The following is an 18,915-nucleotide window of genomic DNA, read 5'->3' on the forward strand; positions in this document are numbered from 1 at the left end:
CATCCCCCGGCTCGCGCCGCGGAAAAGATGCCGCGGCGCAGCACCGCGGCGTTCGCCATAGCCGAACAGCTGTTCGGTATTTCTCGTTTTCCATCCCCCGGGGGCGGGCGTAGCTTGCGCGGACGGCGCCGGGGATAGAGGCGTGCGAGACAATATGAGCCCGGCCTGACGCCGTATCGGTTCGCCAGTGTGGTGACGGATAACACCAAAGGAGACGCTCAATGTCGGCAACGCTTGCCGCGACAGGTTTCGGCCTGCTCGCCAAGGAACGCACCATCGCCCAGCCCGGCTTCAATCGCTGGCTGGTTCCCCCCGCAGCACTCGCAATCCATTTATGCATAGGCATGGCTTACGGTTTCTCGGTGTTCTGGCTGCCGCTGTCGAAAGCGGTAGGCATCACCGCGCCCCTGGCCTGCCCGGCGGACATGGGCTTCTTCGCCCAGGTGTTCGCCACCGGCTGCGACTGGAAGATTTCCATGTTGGGCTGGATGTACACCCTGTTCTTCGTCTTCCTCGGCTGTTCGGCGGCCATCTGGGGCGGCTGGCTGGAGCGTGCCGGGCCGCGCAAGGCCGGCGTGGTGGCGGCGCTGTGCTGGTGCGGTGGCCTGGTGATCTCGGCGCTGGGCGTGTATCTGCACCAGATCTGGATGCTGTGGCTGGGCTCCGGCGTGATCGGCGGTATCGGCCTGGGGCTGGGCTACATCTCGCCGGTGTCGACGCTGATCAAGTGGTTCCCCGACCGCCGCGGCATGGCCACCGGCATGGCCATCATGGGCTTCGGCGGCGGCGCGATGATAGGCGCGCCGCTGGCGGACAAGCTGATGAACACCTTCGCCACCGCAACCTCGGTCGGCGTGTGGGAGACCTTCCTGTGCCTGGCGGCGATCTACTTCGTCTTCATGATGGCCGGCGCGCTGGGCTACCGGGTGCCGCCGCCGGACTGGAAGCCGGCTGGGTGGACGCCGCCGCCGGCAGCGCAGAAGAGCATGGTCACCCAGCGCCATGTGCACCTGGACAAGGCCTGGCGCACGCCGCAGTTCTGGCTGGTGTGGGGCGTGCTGTGCCTGAACGTGACCGCCGGCATCGGCATCATCGGCATGGCCTCGCCGCTGCTGCAGGAGGTGTTCGCCGGCAAGCTGATCGGCGTGGATGCCAGCTTCAACGAGCTGGACGCGGCGCAGAAGACCCAGATCGCCGCGGTGGCAGCCGGCTTCACCGGCCTGCTGTCGCTGTTCAACATTGCCGGCCGCTTCTTCTGGGCCTCGCTGTCGGACAAGCTGGGGCGCAAGCTCACCTACTCCATCTTCTTCCTGCTCGGCTGCGGCCTCTACGCCGCCATTCCCACCACCGCCGCGGCCGGCAGCCTGGCGCTGTTCGTCATCTTCTTCTGCGTGATCCTGTCCATGTACGGCGGCGGCTTCGCCACCGTGCCGGCCTATCTGGCGGACATGTTCGGCACCAGGATGGTGGGCGCCATCCACGGCCGCCTGCTCACCGCCTGGGCCACCGCCGGCATCCTCGGCCCGGTCATCGTGAACTACATCCGCGAGTACCAACTCGAACAGGGTGTGGCGCGGGCCGATGCCTACACGGTGACCATGTACATCCTCGCCGGCCTGCTGGTGCTGGGCTTCATCTGCAACTGGCTGGTGAGGCCGGTGGCCGAGCAGCACTACATGAGCGACGAGGAGCTGGCGGACGAAAAACGCCAGGCCGACAACACCCACCAGCACTTCGTGGACGATGTCGAAGCGCTGGCCAAGGAAGCCTCCCATTCCGGCAAGGTCCTGCTGGCTTGGGCGGCGGTCTGGATTCCCCTGGGCTGGGGCATCTGGATCACCCTGCAGAAGACGGCGGCGCTGTTCGGCTAGCCGTTCCCGCAACTGCCCGAGCGCCGGTGCCGCAGCCGTGGCGGCACCGGCGAGGAGACAAGAAGACGTGAGCACTCCCCCGACCCCGAGTCCGATCCCAACCCCGACTCCTCAAGCGTCTGCCGCGTCCTGTACGACGCCGGCGGGCGATCGCCTGCAGGCCCTCGTCGATGCGCGCAAGGCCCTGCCGGGCGCGATGCTGCCCATCCTGCACGCCATCCAGGAAGAGTTCGGCTGGGTGCCGCCGGAGGCGGTGCCGATGATCGCCAGCGCGCTCAACCTCAGCCGCGCCGAGGTCTACGGCGTGCTCACCTTCTACCACCACTTCTGCACCCAGCCGCCGGGCCGGCATGTGGTGCAGGTATGCCGCGCGGAATCCTGCCAGGCGATGGGCGGCGAGGGCCTGGAGGCCTACGCCCGCGCCACGCTGGGCGTGGACTGGCACGAAACCACGGCGGATGGCGCCGTCACCCTGCTGCCGGTGTATTGCCTGGGCAACTGCGCCTGTTCGCCGGCAGTGCGGGTGGATGACGACGTCCGCGGCCGCATCACGCCAGCGCGTTTCGATGCGCTGCTCGCGGGGCTGCGCGAGCGGGATGCCGAACGGGCCGGACAGGAGGTGGCGGCATGAGCGTTTCCGTACCCGCACCCGCCGGCGCACGGTCGACCTACGCGGACGAGGTGGTGTTGCCGCAGGACGGCGGCACGGCGGCCGTTCGCCGGCTCTATGTTCCCATCGATTCCGGCGCCCTGTCGCTGGGCGCGGAGGAAACCGCCGCCGCCATCGCCGCCGAGGCCGCCCGCCGCGGCATCGCGGTGGACATCGTGCGCAATGGCTCGCGCGGCCTGTACTGGCTGGAGCCGATGGTGGAGGTCGTCACCTCCCACGGCCGCATCGCCTACGGCCCGGTGCAGGCGGAGGACGTGGCGGCGCTGTTCGACGCCGGCTTCCTCGACGGTGCGCCGCATCGCCTCGGCCATGGCCTCACCGAACACATCCCCTTCCTCGCCGGCCAGGAGCGGCTCACCTTCGCCCGCGTCGGCATCGTCGATCCGCTGTGCCTGGACGACTACCGCGCCAACGGCGGCTTCGACGGCCTGGCGCGGGCGGCGGCGATGGCGCCGGCCGAGGTGGTGCAGGAAGTCACCGACTCCGGCCTGCGCGGCCGTGGCGGCGCGGCCTTCCCCACCGGCATCAAGTGGAAGACGGTGCTGGGCACCCCGGCGGCGCAGAAGTACGTCTGCTGCAACGCCGACGAGGGCGACTCCGGCACCTTCTCCGACCGCATGCTGATGGAAGGCGACCCCTACTGCCTGATCGAAGGCATGGCCATCGCCGGGCTGGCGGTGGGCGCCACCCAGGGCTACATCTACGTCCGCTCCGAATACCCGCACGCCTTCCGCACGCTGGAGCAAGCCATAGACCGCGCCCGCGCGGCCGGCTACCTCGGGCCGGACGTGCTCGGCAGCGGCCGCGCCTTCGAACTGGAAGCGCGCATGGGCGCCGGCGCCTACATCTGCGGCGAAGAGACCTCCATGCTGGAGAGCCTGGAAGGCAAGCGCGGCGTGGTGCGCGCCAAGCCGCCGCTGCCGGCCATCGCCGGCCTGTTCGGCCAGCCGACGGTGATCAACAACGTCATGAGCCTGGCCTCGGTGCCGGTCATCCTGGCCAAGGGCGCCGCCTTCTACCGCGACTACGGCATGGGCCGCTCCCACGGCACGCTGCCCTTCCAGCTCGCCGGCAACATCCGCCACGGCGGCCTGGTGGAGAAGGCCTTCGGCATCACCCTGCGCGAGCTGCTGTACGACTACGGCGGCGGCACCGCCAGCGGCCGGCCGATACGCGCGGTGCAGGTCGGCGGCCCGCTGGGCGCCTACGTGCCGGAATCCCAGTTCGACGTGCCGCTGGACTACGAGCAGTACGCCGCGATGGGCGCGATGATCGGCCACGGCGGCCTGGTGGTGTTCGACGACCGCGCCGACATGGCCAAGCTGGCGCGCTACGCGATGGAGTTCTGCGCCGAGGAGTCCTGCGGCAAATGCACGCCCTGCCGCATCGGCTCCACCCGCGGCGCCGAGGTGCTGGACCGCATCCTCGACGCCCGCGCCCATCACCGCCCGGCGGGCAAGGAACTGGCGCTGCTGGAATCGCTGTGCGACACCATGCTCAACGGCTCGCTGTGCGCCCTGGGCGGCATGACGCCCTATCCGGTGCTGTCGGCGCTCAAGCACTTCCCGCGCGACTTCGGCGCGCAGGACAAGTCCGCGCCGGCCGCGGCCTGAAGGAGGAGACAGAACGATGAACCACCCCGATCCCCAGGCTCGCCTGCAGCCCGCCGCCACCGCGGTGCCCATCACCTTCCACCGCAGCCCGGACCTGGGCACGCCCGCGCGCGAGTCGGACACCCTGGTCACCCTCTGCATCGACGGCAACGACGTCACCGTGCCGGCCGGCACCTCGCTGATGCGCGCCGCCGGCCTGGCCGGCTGCAGCGTGCCCAAGCTGTGTGCCACCGACAGCCTGGAGCCCTTCGGCTCCTGCCGCCTGTGCCTGGTCGAAATCGAGGGCCGTCGCGGCTATCCCGCCTCCTGCACCACGCCGGCCGAGGCCGGCATGGTGGTGCGCACCCAGAGCCCCAGGCTGGCCGAACTGCGCCGCGGGGTGATGGAGCTCTACATCTCCGACCATCCGCTGGACTGCCTCACCTGTGCCGCCAACGGCGACTGCGAGCTGCAGGACATGGCCGGCGTGGTCGGCCTGCGCGAAGTGCGCTACGGCATGACGGGCAACGACAACCACTTCGATGCCGAACACGCGGTCGCGCCGGATACCTCCAACCCCTACTTCACCTACGACCCGGCCAAGTGCATCGTCTGCAACCGCTGCGTGCGCGCCTGTGAGGAAACCCAGGGCACTTTCGCGCTGACCATCTCCGGCCGCGGCTTCGAATCCCGCGTCACCGCCGGTGCCGGCGAGAACTTCCTCGGCTCGGAGTGCGTGTCCTGCGGCGCCTGCGTGCAGGCCTGCCCGACCGCGACGCTGATCGAGAAGAGCGTCGTCGAGCAGGGCCAGGCCGAGAAAAGCGTGGTCACCACCTGCGCCTACTGCGGCGTGGGCTGCGCCTTCGAGGCGGAGGTGAAGGGCAACGAAGTGGTGCGCATGGTGCCGTACAAGGACGGCCAGGCCAACCGCGGGCACTCTTGCGTCAAGGGCCGCTTCGCCTGGGGCTATGCCACCCATCCGGACCGCATCAAGTCGCCGATGATACGCGCCAGCATCGACGAGCCCTGGCGCGAGGTGAGCTGGGAGGAGGCCATCAGCCACGCCGCCTCCGAGTTCCGCCGCATCCAGGCCAAGCATGGCAAGGGCGCGGTCGGCGGCCTCACCTCCTCGCGCTGCACCAACGAAGAAACCTACCTGGTGCAGAAGCTGATCCGGGCCGGCTTCGGCAACAACAACGTCGATACCTGCGCCCGCGTCTGCCACTCGCCCACCGGCTACGGCCTGGGCCAGACCTATGGCACCTCTGCCGGCACCCAGACCTTCGATTCGGTGCAGTACGCCGACGTGGTGATGGTGATCGGCGCCAACCCCACCGACGGCCATCCGGTGTTCGGCTCGCGGCTGAAGCGCAGGCTGCGCCAGGGCGCCAAGCTCATCGTCCTCGACCCGCGCGCCATCGACCTGGTGCGCTCGCCGCACATCGCCGCCGCTCACCACCTCAAGCTGCGGCCGGGCACCAATGTGGCGGTCATCAATGCGCTGGCCCACGTCATCGTCACCGAGGGGCTGGTGGACGAGGCCTTCGTCGCCGAGCGCTGCGATGCCGAGTCCTTCGCCATGTGGCGCGCCTTCGTCGCCGATCCGGCCAATTCGCCGGAAGCGCTGGAGGCCACCACCGGCGTGCCCGCCGCCGAGCTGCGCGGTGCCGCCCGCCTGTACGCCACCGGCCGCAGCGACGGCACCGCGGCCGACGTGGCAAACCGCCGCCCCAACGGCGCCATCTACTACGGCCTGGGCGTCACCGAGCACAGCCAGGGCTCCACCATGGTCATGGGCATCGCCAACCTCGCCATGGCCACCGGCAACATCGGCCGCGAAGGCGTGGGCGTGAACCCGCTGCGCGGCCAGAACAACGTGCAGGGCTCCTGCGACATGGGCTCCTTCCCGCACGAGCTGCCGGGCTACCGCCATGTGTCCGACCCGCTCACCCGCGCCCTCTTCGGCGAAGCCTGGGGCGTGGACATCGACCCCGAGCCCGGCCTGCGCATCACCAACATGCTGGAAGCCGCGCTGGACGGCAGCTTCAAGGGCCTCTACTGCCAGGGCGAGGACATCGTCCAGTCCGACCCCAACACCCAGCACGTCGAAGCCGCGCTGCGCGAGATGGAATGCGTGGTGGTGCAGGACATCTTCCTCAACGAAACCGCCAAGTTCGCCCATGTGCTGCTGCCCGGCGCCAGCTTCCTGGAGAAGGATGGCACCTTCACCAACGCCGAGCGCCGCATTTCCCGCGTGCGCAAGGTGATGCCGCCGCTGGCCGGCAAGGCGGACTGGGAGATCACCGTCGAGCTGGCCAACGCGCTCGGCTACCCGATGGACTACCGCCATCCGTCCGAGATCATGGACGAGATCGCCCGCCTCACCCCCACCTTCGCCGGCGTCAGCTACCAGCGCCTGGAGGAGCTGGGCAGCATCCAGTGGCCGTGCAACGGCCTGCAGCCGGAAGGCACGCCCATCATGCACATCGGCGGCTTCGTGCGCGGCAAGGGCCGCTTCATGCCGACGCGCTACGTCGCCACCGAAGAGAAGGTGAACGCGCGCTATCCGCTCATCCTCACCACCGGCCGCATCCTGTCGCAGTACAACGTCGGCGCGCAGACGCGGCGTACGCCCAACAACCTGTGGCATGCCGAAGACAGGCTGGAGATCCACCCGCAGGACGCCGAGGAGCGCGGCATCCACGATGGCGACTGGGTCGGCATCAGCAGCCGCGCCGGCGAAACCGTGCTGCGCGCCACCCTCACCGGGCGGGTGCAGCCGGGCGTGGTCTACACCACCTTCCACTTCCCCGAGTCCGGCGCCAACGTCATCACCACCGACAATTCCGACTGGGCCACCAACTGCCCGGAATACAAGGTGACGGCGGTGCAGGTGGTGCCGGTGAGCAAGCCCTCCGAATGGCAGGAGCGCTTCCAGCGCTTCACCCGACGGCAGGAAGGCCACCTGCGTGCCGCCTCGGCCGACGGCAAGGTGGAGGTCTGACGATGGAGATCCAGCCGCTGATCAAGATGGCCAACCAGATCGGCCAGTTCTTCGAAGCCTGGCCCGACCCCGCCCAGGCCCGCAGCGAAATCGCCAACCACCTGCAACGCTTCTGGGAGCCCCGCATGCGCCGCGCCATCGTGGCGCACGTCGAACAAGGCGGCGAGGGCCTGGCGCTGCCGGTGCAGGAGGCGGTGAAGCTGCTGGCGCAGCGCCAGCCGGGCCATTGAAGGTGGCGGGCGGCTAGCGCCGCTCGCCGGCGCTGCGCTTGAACACGTAGAACAGGTTGGGCTCGCTCACCAGGTAGAGGGTGCCCTCCTCGTCCATCGCCACGCCTTCGGCCTGCGGCACGTCCTTCTCCAGGCCGTGCCAGCCGCGGCTGAGTTCGAGGAAGCTCACCGCGCGGCCGTTGGGGCGGACTTCGCTGAGCAGCCGGGATTCGTCGCTGAGCACCAGCAGGCTGTTGCTGACGGGGTCGAAATGCAGGCCGGAGAGGTCGCTGTTGTGGGCCAGGGCGCCAGCTTCTTCCGGCAGGTCGGCGACCAGGCTGATCTGGGCGTTGGGGCCGCCGTCGAGCAGGCCGAGCAGCTTGTACAGCCGCATCGGGTCGCGCTCGCGGGCGATGTACAGGCCGTTGTCGCGCGGGTCCCAGGCGATGCCTTCGAAACCCTTGTTGTTGCCAGCCTCTATGCCCAGCGAGAAGCTGCGCGCCTGGTCGCGGGCGATGCGCGTCTGCGTTTCGTTCAGGTCCACCAGCACCAGCGCCTGGCGGCGTTCCTCGGCCAGCACGAAGCGGCTGCCGCCCACCCAGTCCAGGCTTTCCACGTCGCTGAAACCGCTCAGTTCCATGCGTCGCAGCACTTCGCCGCGCGGGCTGAGCTCGATGATCTGCTCGGGGTTGTTGATGGCGAGGAAGAGGGTGCCGGTGTCGCCGTTCCAGGCCAGGCCGGAGGCGTTGTCGGCGACGCCGGCCAGCGCCTTGCCCTGGATCTCGGCCTGGTAGCCGAACAGGCCGATGCCGCGGCCGGCCTCTTGTGCCGGCACGCTGGCGCGCATCCAGGCGGCGTACAGGCGGTCGTCCAGATCGCTGCGCACCACCGCCTGCTGCAGGCCGAGGGCGAGCAGCAGGGCGGCGGCGCCCATGCGCAGGGGGGCGTCGCGCCAGAGCTGGGAGAGCTGGGAGAGGGGCAGGGAGGCGAGCATGGCCGGCGTGGTCTGGAAAGTCGCATCGGAAAGGCGCTGGCCAAAGTAACCCGCGGACGGTGAACCTTTGATTAACACCCGCCGGCGGCGCTCGACAGCGGGCCGGCAAGCTCCTATCTTGGCGGGACAAATCAAAACACCATAGGAGACAAGATCATGCTGCCTTTCGTACGTGCCGCTTCCCGTTTGCTGATGCTGGGCCTGGCGGTGGGCGCCGGCCTGCTGCCGGCGGTGGCCGCAGCGGCCGGCCCGGCGGAGGATGCGCCGCGCCTGTCCGAGCGCTGGGACGAGAAGCGCGCCACCGCGCTGCTCGGCCGCGCGGTGCGTCATGTGGAGGAGAAGGGCGAGGCGGCGCTGGCCGACTTCACCCGCGAGGGCGGTTACGTGGACCGCGACCTCTACGTCTATGCGCTGGCGCCGGATGGCCGCTTCCTCGCCAGCGGCGGTTCCTCGGTGGCGCTGGTGGGCCAGAACGTGGCCGAGCACAAGGATGCCGATGGCAAGCCCTTCTTCCGCGAGATCCTGGATACCGCAGCCGCCCGCGGCGAGGGCCGGGTGGAGTACCGCTGGCTGAACCCGGCCGACGGCCGCGAGGAGCCCAAGGTGACGCTGTTCCGCCAGGTGCGCGGCATCATCGTCGCCGTCGGCTTCTATGCCCCGCGTGCCACGCCGGCGGAGGCGCGGGCGCTGCTGGAGCGGGCGGTGGAGGCGGTGAAACGCGACCCGGCGGCGGCGGCGGGCGAGTTCCAGCGCGCCGGCGGCCCCTTCCTGCGCGACGACCTCTACGTTTTCGTGGTGGACATGGCCGATGGCCGCACCCTGGCCCACGGTGCCTCGCCTGCGCTGGTGGGGCGAGACAGTCGCGAGTTGCGCGATCCCAAGGGGAAGGCGATCATCACCGACATGATCAACGTGGCCAGCAGGAAAGGCGCCGGCGAGATGGACTATGCCTGGCGCAACCCGACCACCGGCAAGATCGAAAGCAAACATACCTATTTCCGGGCCGTGGACGGCCGGCTGGTCGGCGTGGGCTACTACACGCGCTGAGCGGCGGCTGGCGGCGAGACCCGGTTTTTCCCCTGAGACAGAAGAGGAGTCATCACCCCATGAGTACCGTAACCCTGGGCGGCAACCCCATCGAGATCGCCGGCAACTTCCCGCAGGTGGGCGCCACCGCTCCGGCTTTCAGCCTCACCGCCGGTGATCTGGGCGACGTCGGCCTCAGCGCCTACGCCGGCAAGCGCAAGGTGCTGAACATCGTTCCCAGCCTGGATACCCCCACCTGCGCCACTTCCACCCGCAAGTTCAACGCCGAGGCCGGCGGCCTGGCCAACACCGTGGTGCTTATCGTCTCCGGCGACCTGCCCTTCGCCGCCAAGCGCTTCTGCGTGGCCGAAGGGCTGGAGAACGTGCATCCGCTGTCCACCTTCCGCAGCCCCGGTTTCGCCAAGGACTATGGCGTGGCCATCGCCTCCGGCCCGCTCACCGGCCTCACCGCCCGTGCGGTGGTGGTGCTGGACGAGAACGACAAGGTGATCCACGCCCAGCTGGTGTCGGAGATCAAGAACGAGCCGGATTACGCCGCCGCGCTCGCCGTGCTGAAGTAAGCGGCCCGGAAGCACCGCGCAGCCATCGCGCTGCGCCCGCCGCGGCGGGTCTCCGGGCCCGCCGCGTTTCATTTCTGCACTTTGCCGGAGTTCCGCTTGCTGCCCGCCCGCACCCTCGTCGCCCTGGTCCTGCTCACCCTGTTCTGGGGCATGAACTGGCCGATCATGAAGCTCTCGCTGCGGGAGATGTCGCCGCTCTATTTCCGCGCGCTCACTGTCACCGGCGGCCTGTTGCTGCTGCTTGCCTGGTTCCGCAGCCGCGGCGTCAGCCTGAAGATCCCGCGCGAACAGTACGGGCGCGTCGCCCTGCTGGCGCTGCCCAACATCGTCGGCTGGTACAGCTTCTCCATCTTCGGCGTGCAGGCGCTGGCCTCCGGCCGGGCCGCCATCCTCGGCTTCACCATGCCCATCTGGACGGTGCTGTTCGGCGTGCTGTTTTTCCGCGAGCGCATGAGCCCGCGGCTGTGGATCGCCACCGGCTGCGCCGCGCTGGCGGTGCTGCTGCTGCTGTGGCACGAGCTGGGCCATCTCTCCGGCCGGCCCACCGGCATGCTGTGGATGCTGGCCGCGGCCGCCTCCTGGGCCATCGGCACCCTGCTGCTGAAACGCCTGCCCATCGCCATCTCCACCGAGGCGCTCACCGTCGGCATGCTCATCTGCGCCGCGCCGCTGCTATGGCTGCTGGCGCTGGCCAACGAGCCACTGCCCGGCTTCGACTTCAGCCCGCAGATGTGGGTGGCCATGATCTACGGCGTCGTCATCGCCTGCGCCGCCGCGCAGCTGCTGTGGTTCTCCATCGCCCGCAGCCTGCCGCCGGTGGCCAGCGCGCTGTCTGTGATGATGATCCCGGTGATCGGCCTCGGCTCCGCCATGCCCATCACCGGCGAACAGCCCCATGCGCAGGACCTGGCCGCGGTGGTGTTGATCATCGCCGCGCTGTCGGCGGCGCTGCTGCCGAAGCGGGCACGGGCTTAGGGTGGCGGCCCTGCTGGCGCCGGTGTTGCGCCTGCTCCGTTGCTTGCATGCCCGACTGGGGTGGATGAGGTCGCAGTGGCGGCGCCTGCAGGTTCGCTCCTCCTGGGGTGAGCCGGCCGGGCAAGTCCGCCGGCCTGAGGCAGGCATGCCAGCCTCCCTCATGCTCGCTGGCCTGGCGGCCGCCCTCGCCGCCTGCACCACCGTGCCCACGCCGCAGGCCCGCCGCGACGCCGCGGAGGCGCTCGCCCAGGCCCGGGGCTGGCAGGCGCAGGCCATCCCCGCCGGCGCCTTCACCCTGCTCGCCTACCTGCCGGCGAGCGCAGCCGCCGATTCCGCCGACACGCTTACCGTCTATGTCGAAGGCGACGGCCTCGCCTGGATCACCCGCAGCCAGCCCTCCGACGACCCCACGCCGCGCGACCCGCTGGCGCTGCGCCTGGCCCTCGCCCAGCCCGGCGGCAAGGCCGCCTACCTCGGCCGGCCCTGCCAGTACCTGCGCCAGCAGAACCCCGCCTGCGGCAGCCGGTACTGGACCACCGCCCGCTTCGCCCCCGAGGTGGTGGAAGCCAGCAGCCGCGCGCTGGACCAGCTGAAGCAGGCCACTGCCAGCCGCCGCCTCATCCTCGTCGGCCACTCCGGTGGCGGCGCCGTCGCCGCCCTGCTCGCCGCCCGGCGCACGGATGTGGACCGCCTCATCACCATCGCCGGCAACCTCGACCACCGCGCCTGGACCACCCGCCTGCGCCTCAGCCCGCTCACCGCTTCCCTCAACCCGGCGGACGAAATCGCCGCCCTGCGCCAGCTGCCCCAATGGCACTTCGCCGGCGGCAGGGACAGCGCCATCCCCGCCGAGCTGGTGCGCAACTTCGCCGCCGCCTTCCCGCCGGGGGCGCCGGTGCATGTGGCAGTCGAGCCGGACTACGACCATCACTGCTGCTGGGCGGAGTCGTGGCCGCGGCTGTACCGGATGGCGGTGGAGCGATAGGGCGGCAGGCTGCGGTGGCTGCCGCCCGCAAGGGTCGCGCTCGTCCGCCGGTCCGGCCCGAGGAGCCTCTAGGAAGTCGCCGTCAGGGAGCCGCCCATCTCCCGCTTCACCCAATCGATGAACACCCGGCTGCGCGCCGGCAGCAGCCGTGCGCTCGGATAGACCAGGTGCACCGGCCGCGGCGGCAGTTCGTAGTCTTCGAGGATGGCGACGAGCCGGCCGGCCTGCAGGTCTTCGGCGACCTGGTAGGAGATGAAGCTGCCGCAGCCGAGGCCGGCGCGGCAGGCGTCCACCGCCGGGGCGACGTGGTTGAAGCGCAGGCGGCCGTCCACTGGCAGGCTGAATTCGCGACCTTGCTCGCCGAAGTGCCAGAGCGCGGCGGCGTTGCTGGTGAAGGCGATGCATTCATGGGCGGCGAGTTCGCGGGGATGCGCGGGCCTGCCATGTGCGGCGAGATAGGCGGGGGCGGCGACGGTGATGCGGCGCAGCTGGCCCAGCGCGTGGGCGACCAGGGATTGGTCCTGCAGCGGGCCGATGCGGATGGCGACGTCGATGTTCTCCTCCAGCAGATTCACCACCCGGTCGTACAGCCGCAGGTCCACCCGCATGCGCGGGTAGCGCTGGACGAAGCGGGTGACGACCGGGGCGACGTGCTTCTGGCCGAACAGCACCGGCGCGGTGACGACCAGCTGGCCGGCGGGATCGACCGCGTCGCCGGCCACCGCGGCTTCGGCCTCATGGATGTCGGCGAGGATCTGCCGGCATTGGGCGACATAGCGGCGGCCTTCCTCGGTGAGGGCGAGGCGGCGGGTGCTGCGGTGGAAGAGGCGGGCGCCGAGTCCGGCTTCCAGCGCGGCCAGGCCGCGGACGACCACCGGCAGGGAGAGGTCCAGGCTGTCGGCGGCGGCGGTGAGGCTGCCGCCATCGGCGATGGCGACCGCCATCTGCATCGCCCTGAGCTTGTCCATGCGCACTCCGATTGCTGCGAAATTGGCAGGAGTCTAATCCGCTGGCGTCATTTATTGCCGATCAAGGACTAATCACAATCGGGGCTCCCACTGCCGCAACAACCAAGGAGACCCACCATGACCCGTACGCTGCCCAACGAACCGCTGGTGTTGTACGGCCTGCCCTTGTCCGGTCACTGCCACCGGGTGGCGCTGTTCCTGTCGCTGCTGCGGCTGCCCTTCCGTTACGAAGAGCTGGACCTGGCCGCTGGCGCCCACCGCCAGCCGGACTTCCTGGCGCTGAACCCCTTTGGCCAGATTCCGGTGTTGAAGGATGGCGACACGGTGCTGGCGGATTCCAACGCCATCCTGGTGTACCTGGCCGGCCGTTATGGCGCGGACGAGGTGATCCGCTGGCTGCCGGCCGACCCGCTGGGCGCCGCCGGGGTGCAGCGCTGGTTCTCCGCCGCCGCCAGCCTGCTCGCCTTCGGCCCGGCGCGGGCGCGGCTGAAGCATGTGTTCGGCGCCGACATCGACTACGCCGCTGCGGTGGCGCTGGCCGACCGTCTGCTGCCGGTGATGGAGCAGACCTTGTCCGCCCGCGCCTACCTCGCCGCCGACACGCCCACGCTGGCGGACATCGCCATGTACAGCTACACCGCCCACGCGCCGGAGGGCGGCGTGTCGCTGCGGCCCTACCCGGCGGTGCGCGCCTGGCTGCAGCGGGTGGAGGCGCTGCCCGGCTTCGTCGGCATGCCGCGCTCGCCGGACCGCAGCGGAGACTGAGCGATGGATACCGCCCCGCAACGACCACCGCCGGAGCACCCCGGCCGCGGCTTCCATGCCGGCGAGCGCCTGCTGCAGGCGCGCATCGGCGTGGAGGAGGAGCTGGCGCCCATCGGCCAGCGGGTGATCCGCGACCACATGCCGGAACAGCACCGCGAGTTCTTCGCCCAGCTGCCCTTCGTCGTGCTGGGCGCGGCGGACGCCACCGGCCAGCCGTGGGCGACGCTGCTGGCCGGGCCGCCGGGCTTCCTCCATTCGCCTACGCCGCAGCGGCTGCGGGTGGCGGCGCTGCCGCCGGCGGGCGACCCGCTGCAGGCGGCGATCCGGCCTGGCGCGCGTATCGGCCTGTTGGGCATCCAGCCGGCCACGCGGCGGCGCAACCGGCTCAATGGCGTGGTGACGGCGATGGATGGCGGCGGCTTCGAGCTGGCGGTGCTGGAGAGCTTCGGCAATTGTCCGAAGTACATCCAGGGGCGCGAAGTGGCTTACCTGGAGGAAGGGGCCGCGGCCGCAGGGGCGGCGCCCGCACAGTGGCTGAGCACCCCGGATGCCGCCGCGCGGGAATTGATCGCCAGCGCCGACACCCTGTTCATCGCCTCCCGCCATCCGGGCGAGGACGCGGCGCTGGCCTATGGCGCGGATGCCTCTCACCGCGGCGGCCCGCCCGGCTTCGTCCGCCTGTCGGTGGCGGAGGACGGCAGCGCCGCGCTGCTGCTGCCGGACTATGCCGGCAACCGCTTCTTCAACACCTTCGGCAACCTGCTGCTGGAGCCGCGGGTGGGGCTGGTGTTTCTCGCTGCGGGCGCGCCGGCCGGGCTGCTGCATGTGGCCGGGCGGGCGGAGATCCTGGAGGCCGAGGACGCGCCGGCCCTGCCCGGTGCCGAGCGCCTGCTGCGCATCGTCGTCACCGCCGTCTGCCATCGCCCGCAGGCCGTGCCGCTGGGCTGGCCGGCGGCCTTCCAGCCCTCGCCCTTCCTGCCGGCTGCCTAGGGTCGGAAGGCGAGTGGCTCTTCCTTCCCGGGCGGGGTGGAGTGTGCGGAGAGGGTGGCGCGTGCTGCGGCTGCCTTTTTCCTTCGAAGCCGACGCCGCGCGGGCTGTTCAGGCTGTCCGCCCCGGGCCCGCCGTCGGCGGAATTTCCTTTGCGCCTGTCATCTGGGGACATACTGCGGTGATAACATGCACTTACATTTATTCGTCGTCCCCGACATGAGCGATCTGGATTGAGCGCTTGCCGGCGCTGCCACCGGGCGAGGGACGCAACAACCAAGAGAGTTTCCCGCCATGCCCATCCGGAAATCGTCCTGTCCCCGTCTCACCGTGCTCGCCCTCGCCGTTGGCCTTGGCCTCAGCCACCCGGCGCTGGCCGGCAACTTCCGCTGGAACGGCAGTCAGGGGGCGAACTGGAACACCCTGGGCAGTTGGGATTGGGACGGCTACGGCCCGCCGGGCAGCGGCGACACCGCCACCTTCGACCTGATCTCGGCGCCGGTCGCCAGTCTCGGCTCCACCACCACCATCAACTTCCTGGTGCTGGGCGGCGGCAGCGAGGGGCGGCTCAACATCACCGCCGGAGGCAGCCTCACCACCGGCTCTGCGCTGATGGGCAATAGCGCCGGGGCCAACGGCGTGCTCAGCGTGAGCGGCAGCGGCGCCGCCTTCATCGTCTCCACCGGCGCGCTGACCCTGGGCAACGAGGGCAGCGCCGCGCTTACGGTGGAGCAGGGCGCGAGCGCTTCCGTCACCAGCGGCCCGGTCTATATCGGCGCCACGGCCGGCGGCAGCGGCACGCTGACGCTGCAGACCGGCGGCAGCTTCGATGCAGGCACCGGCACGCTTTATGTCGGCTACGGCAGCAGCGGCACCATAGAAATCACCGAGGGCCACCTGGAGAGCGACAGCGCCCACCTGGGCGACGGCGTGGGCAGCAGCGGCGAAGTGAGCCTGAGCGGCAGCAACAGCAGCTGGAACAACAGCGGCGCGCTGGCGGTGGGCGTCGGCGGTACCGGCACGCTCAGCCTGAGCGGCGGCGCCAGCGTCACCACCCAGAGTGCGACGGTGGCCAGCGCCGCCGGCCTCGCCAGCGCCATCACGGTGACCAGCGGCAGCCAGCTGACGATCAACGATGCCTTCTACCTCGGCCTCTACGGCGACGGCAGCCTCACGGTGGAGAGCGGCGGCAGCGTCAGCTCCGGCGACACCCTGATCGCCCGCTATGCCTCCTCCACCAGCACCGCCCTCGTCAGCGGCGGCAGCTGGACCACCGGCCGCTTGATCATGGGCGGCGATCCCTTCGACAACACCTCCACCGGCGGCAGCGCCACGCTCACCGTGGAGGACGGCGGCAGCCTGAACACTGGCGCCGTCCTGCTGGGCGGCGCGGCGGCCGGCTCCGGCAGCGTGACGGTGGACGATGCCACCTGGACGGCCAGCGACCGCATCTCGGTGGGCTACGCCGGCAGCGGCGCGCTGACGGTGAGCAACGGCGCCACGGTGACCAGCACCGGCGGCCTGGTGGGCCATCTTGCCGGCAGCACGGGCGAGGTGACGATCACCACCGGCAACTGGATCAACTCCGGCGTGCTGTATGTGGGCAACGAGGGCGAGGGCACGCTGACGGTATCGGCCAACGGCATGGTGAGCAGCACCGACGGCTACGTCGGCGTGGCCAATGGGGCCGTGGGCGAGGTCCACCTCAGCGGCGGTTCGAGCTGGACCAACAGCGGCGACCTTCTCGTCGGCCAGAGCGGCGGCGCCTCGGGCGAGGTCACCGTTACCGGCGGCAGCACGCTGACGGCCGGCGCCCAGACCATCCTCGGCGACCTGGTCAGCTCGCACGGCAGCCTCACCGTCAGCGGCAACGGCTCCAGCGTGACGGCCGGGCAGGACTTCAACGTCGGCCGCTTCGGCACCGGCACCCTGCTGGTCAGCGGCGGCGCCACGGTCAGCGGCAACCGCGTCTACATCGCCAACGAGAGCGGCAGCAGCGGTTCGGCGGTGGTCACCGGCAGCGGCTCCCACTGGAGTTCGACGCACAAGCTGCACGTCGGCCTCGGCGGTTCCGGCGAGCTGACGGTGAGCGACGGCGGCACCGTCAGCGCCACCGAGCTGGGCATCGCCACCCAGGCAGGCTCCACCGGCGTGCTCAACCTCGGCGCCGCGGCGGGTGCCGCGGCCCAGGCGGCCGGCGTGCTGGACACCACCTCCATTGCCTTCGGCACCGGCAACGGCACGCTCAACCTCAACTACCTCGGCAGCTACACCCTGGCCGCGGCCTTGTCCGGCAGCGGTGCGATCAACCAGCTCGCCGGCAATACCACCTTGAGCGGAAATTCCAGCGCGTTTGCCGGCCTCACCACGGTGAGCGGCGGCACGCTTACCGTCGATGGCAGCCTCGGCGGTACGCTGCAGGTGGCCTCCGGCGGCACGCTGTCCGGCAGCGGCACGGTGGGCAGCACCACGGTGGCGGCCGGCGGCGTGCTGGCGCTGGATGCGCCCGGCAGCGCGCTGCATGTGGATGGCGACCTGACGCTGGCCAGCGGCTCGCTCTACCGGGTGCACACCACGACCAGCGGCCTCTCCGACGCGGTGGTGGTCGACGGCAACGCCTTCCTCGCCGGCGGCCTCAGCGTTCTCGCCGGCTCGGCGGAATACACCGCCAACGCCCGCTACACCATCCTGAGCGCCAGCGGCCTGGTCAGCGGCTCCTTCAGCTCGGTGAGCAGCGACTTCGCCTTCGTGACGCCGGTGGTGCGCTACGACGACCAGCTGGTGGAACTGACGCTGACGCCCAACGGCGCCGGCTATGCCTCGGTCAGCACCACGCCCAACCAGGCCGGCGTGGCCAACGCGCTGACCGCAGCCGCGCTCAGCGTGCCCATCGGCAGCGAGTTCGACCAGGTGCTGTCCCGCATCGACACCCTTTCCACCGCGCAGGCGCAAGTCGCGTTCGACAGCATGAGCGGCCGCGCCCACCTCGGGCTGGCCAACCTCGGCGTGCTCTCCAGCACCATCCAGACCCTGGGCAGCCACAACATCGGCGGCGCGGCCGGCGGCGCGCCGCTGCTGGGCTTCAACGCCAGTGAGCCGGTGCTGCTGGCGGCCAACGCGCAGGCGGACACGATGAGCGACGTCGGCGGCGGGCTGGGCCTGCGCCTGCGGCCGCAGCGCGAGCGCGGCTACATGTGGGCGCAGGTCGTCGGCGGCCACGGCAACACCCGCTCCGACGGCAACGCCGCCGGCTACAAGAGCGACAGCAGCGGCCTGTTGCTGGGCGCCGACAGCCGGCTGAGCGAGCGCCTCGCCGTCGGCCTGGCCTACCAGTACAACGAAACCCGGCTGGACTACGCCACCGCCGGCAGCGACGACGCCCGGGTGCGCGGCCACCAGCTCGCCGCCTACGGCAGTTACGAGGTGGATGACTGGCGCTTCCGGGCCATCGCCGCCTATGGCTGGAACGACTACCACACCAGCCGCGACATCCTCATCGGCAGCGATGTCACCCGCGCCACCGCCGACTACGACGGCCGCGAAGCCGGCCTGTTCGTGGAGGCGGCCTATCGCATCGATCGCGGCGGCTATGTGCTGGAGCCGGCGCTGTCGCTGCAGAACGTGGTGCTGAAGCAGGACGGTTTCCGCGAGAAGGGCGCCGGCGCGCTCGGCCTGGACGCCGACGGCCAGACCACCCGCTCACTGGTCTCCATGCTGGGCGGGCGGCTGCAGGTGCCGCTCAACGACGGCGGGCTCACCGGCGAGTTGCGCGCTTTCTGGGCCCACCAGTGGGCGGACCGTGGCAGCGAGATGGAGGTGGCCTTCCAGGGCGCACCCGGCGTGGATTTCCGCGTCGGCGGCCTGAAGCAGGAGCACGACAGCGCGGTGCTGGGCTTCGGCCTCAAGGGCAAGGCCAGCGAGCGCCTGGCCCTGGCGCTGGACTACAACCTCGGCGTGGATGAGCGCCAGACCCAGCACACCCTGATCGCCGGGCTGAAGTACCAGTGGTGAACGCCTGGCCGATGCTGCTGCGGCTGTGAAACGGTGGCGCCGGGCCCGGTCCGGTGCGCCACTGCCGCGGGCGCCGACATCCGCGGCGGCTGGCGGCTCAGCCACCCCCGCGCATTGCGGGCACCGGCATGCGTGGGGCGCGATGCCCGCCACGGGTGAGCCCTCCCGCGGGCGGGCGTGTTCCAGGCCCTCCTGAGCTTTTCCCGGCGTGAGCGCGGTGCGGCCCGCGGGTCGCGCGGCGCCGCGCCTCAGGCCCCGCCCGCCCACGGCGTGTGAT

General features: G+C 70.7%; 14 protein-coding genes. 12 read left to right on the forward strand and 2 right to left on the reverse strand.

Annotated features, from left to right (window positions below; all coding sequences use genetic code 11):
* The first annotated feature begins 221 nt into the window (after positions 1-221).
* The 5 genes from GRF61_RS24700 to GRF61_RS00720 all read left to right on the forward strand — a co-directional run bounded on the left by GRF61_RS24700 (position 222) and on the right by GRF61_RS00720 (position 7,367).
* The gene (locus GRF61_RS24700; protein ID WP_169148821.1) at positions 222-1,871 is read left to right on the forward strand and encodes an OFA family MFS transporter; all 1,650 of its coding nucleotides are present in this window, start codon (positions 222-224) and stop codon (positions 1,869-1,871) included.
* Between the two features lie 67 nt (positions 1,872-1,938).
* Entirely contained in the window at positions 1,939-2,502 is a 564-nt protein-coding gene (locus GRF61_RS24705; protein WP_348982324.1) for a formate dehydrogenase subunit gamma, read from the forward strand.
* The gene (locus GRF61_RS00710) at positions 2,499-4,154 is read left to right on the forward strand and encodes an NADH-quinone oxidoreductase subunit NuoF (protein ID WP_169148822.1); all 1,656 of its coding nucleotides are present in this window, start codon (positions 2,499-2,501) and stop codon (positions 4,152-4,154) included. Before GRF61_RS24705 ends, GRF61_RS00710 begins: the two co-directional genes overlap by 4 nt.
* A 16-nt stretch (positions 4,155-4,170) precedes the next feature.
* On the forward strand, positions 4,171-7,137 hold the full coding sequence (gene fdhF / locus GRF61_RS00715; RefSeq protein ID WP_169148823.1) for a formate dehydrogenase subunit alpha: 2,967 nt from the start codon (positions 4,171-4,173) through the stop codon (positions 7,135-7,137).
* 2 nt (positions 7,138-7,139) lie between these two features.
* Positions 7,140-7,367, forward strand: a complete 228-nt coding sequence (locus GRF61_RS00720) for a formate dehydrogenase subunit delta (protein WP_169148824.1) — start codon at positions 7,140-7,142, stop codon at positions 7,365-7,367.
* Between the two features lie 13 nt (positions 7,368-7,380).
* Here the strand turns inward: GRF61_RS00720 and GRF61_RS00725 are convergent, their stop codons facing one another.
* Positions 7,381-8,340, reverse strand: coding sequence for an SdiA-regulated domain-containing protein (locus GRF61_RS00725; protein ID WP_169148825.1), 960 nt, complete (start codon positions 8,338-8,340; stop codon positions 7,381-7,383).
* A gap of 156 nt (positions 8,341-8,496) precedes the next feature.
* On the opposite strand from GRF61_RS00725, the gene GRF61_RS00730 reads away from it, so the two are divergent.
* The 4 genes from GRF61_RS00730 to GRF61_RS00745 all read left to right on the forward strand — a co-directional run bounded on the left by GRF61_RS00730 (position 8,497) and on the right by GRF61_RS00745 (position 11,907).
* Positions 8,497-9,387, forward strand: coding sequence for a cache domain-containing protein (locus tag GRF61_RS00730; protein WP_169148826.1), 891 nt, complete (start codon positions 8,497-8,499; stop codon positions 9,385-9,387).
* 59 nt (positions 9,388-9,446) lie between these two features.
* Positions 9,447-9,947, forward strand: a complete 501-nt coding sequence (gene tpx, locus GRF61_RS00735; RefSeq protein ID WP_133594541.1) for a thiol peroxidase — start codon at positions 9,447-9,449, stop codon at positions 9,945-9,947.
* 96 nt (positions 9,948-10,043) lie between these two features.
* Complete coding sequence (locus GRF61_RS00740; RefSeq protein ID WP_169148827.1) at positions 10,044-10,922, forward strand: EamA family transporter; 879 nt, start codon at positions 10,044-10,046, stop codon at positions 10,920-10,922.
* 145 nt (positions 10,923-11,067) lie between these two features.
* The gene (locus GRF61_RS00745) at positions 11,068-11,907 is read left to right on the forward strand and encodes an alpha/beta hydrolase (protein ID WP_211165656.1); all 840 of its coding nucleotides are present in this window, start codon (positions 11,068-11,070) and stop codon (positions 11,905-11,907) included.
* Positions 11,908-11,975: 68 nt separating this feature from the next.
* On the opposite strand, the gene GRF61_RS00750 is transcribed toward GRF61_RS00745, so the two are convergent.
* Complete coding sequence (locus GRF61_RS00750; protein WP_169148828.1) at positions 11,976-12,875, reverse strand: LysR family transcriptional regulator; 900 nt, start codon at positions 12,873-12,875, stop codon at positions 11,976-11,978.
* 117 nt (positions 12,876-12,992) lie between these two features.
* On the opposite strand from GRF61_RS00750, the gene GRF61_RS00755 reads away from it, so the two are divergent.
* The 3 genes from GRF61_RS00755 (at position 12,993) to GRF61_RS00765 (ending at position 18,638) form a co-directional block, all read left to right on the forward strand.
* Complete coding sequence (locus tag GRF61_RS00755; protein ID WP_169148829.1) at positions 12,993-13,640, forward strand: glutathione S-transferase; 648 nt, start codon at positions 12,993-12,995, stop codon at positions 13,638-13,640.
* Positions 13,641-13,643: 3 nt separating this feature from the next.
* Positions 13,644-14,630, forward strand: coding sequence for a pyridoxamine 5'-phosphate oxidase family protein (locus tag GRF61_RS00760; RefSeq protein ID WP_169148830.1), 987 nt, complete (start codon positions 13,644-13,646; stop codon positions 14,628-14,630).
* 291 nt (positions 14,631-14,921) lie between these two features.
* Positions 14,922-18,638, forward strand: a complete 3,717-nt coding sequence (locus tag GRF61_RS00765; RefSeq protein ID WP_169148831.1) for an autotransporter domain-containing protein — start codon at positions 14,922-14,924, stop codon at positions 18,636-18,638.
* Positions 18,639-18,915 lie beyond the last annotated feature (277 nt).

The sequence above is a fragment of the Azoarcus sp. TTM-91 genome (genome assembly GCF_012911025.1).
Lineage (GTDB): Bacteria > Pseudomonadota > Gammaproteobacteria > Burkholderiales > Rhodocyclaceae > Azoarcus.